The following is a 732-nucleotide window of genomic DNA, read 5'->3' as shown; positions in this document are numbered from 1 at the left end:
CAAGAGACAGAGCTAGCCTAAAAGAGGTGGAAAATCGCATGCAACTTTTAAAAAAAACCTATGGTTTCAAGGCCATTTTCCATACCCTCCGCTCTAGTGATGAGCAAGACAAAAATGTCTATCAAGCCTATGCTCTGGGAGAACGATTTGAAGAGTCTGTCCAACTAAAAACTGCAGTCTATCAACGAGTTGGTAGCGGGGATGCCTTTATCTCTGGTGCCCTTTACCAACTACTCCATCATTCCTCCCTAAAAACTAGCATTGACTTTGCAGTTGCCAGCGCAACTCTCAAATGTACTCTTCCAGGAGACCATCTCTCCACTCCCGCAGCTAGTATTGAAAAATTACTGGAAAATGCACAAGATATCATTCGTTAGGAGAATTACATGACCAAATCAGATACGATTATTGAACTAAAAAAACAAAAAATTGTCGCTGTCATTCGAGGAAATACAAAGGAAGAAGGACTACAAGCCTCGATTGCTTGTATCAAGGGCGGTATCAAAGCTATTGAAATTGCCTATACCAATCAGTATGCAGGGCAAATCATCAAGGAACTTGTAGACTTGTATCAGGACGATCAGAGTGTTTGTATCGGTGCAGGTACTGTGCTTGATGCCGTAACTGCTAGAGATGCCATTCTAGCCGGAGCAAATTACGTTGTTTCTCCATCTTTCCATGCTGAAACTGCAAAAATGTGCAATCTTTACAGCACACCGTACATTCCAGGCT

General features: G+C 42.2%; 1 protein-coding gene and 1 pseudogene. Both read left to right on the top strand.

All coding sequences use genetic code 11. The features are described from left to right. The coding region (locus GMD3S_RS0210250) for a PfkB family carbohydrate kinase (RefSeq protein WP_025173028.1) at window positions 1-377 on the top strand (377 nt) is incomplete at its 5' end. Window positions 378-386: 9 nt separating this feature from the next. Beyond that, window positions 387-732 (top strand): annotated as a pseudogene (locus GMD3S_RS0210245) (bifunctional 2-keto-4-hydroxyglutarate aldolase/2-keto-3-deoxy-6-phosphogluconate aldolase); the annotation flags it as partial.

The organism is Streptococcus sp. GMD3S (assembly GCF_000298695.2).
Classification (GTDB): Bacteria; Bacillota; Bacilli; order Lactobacillales; family Streptococcaceae; genus Streptococcus.
The sequence above is the reverse complement of the archived record's forward strand: the minus strand, read 5'-3'. Positions and strand labels throughout refer to the sequence as shown.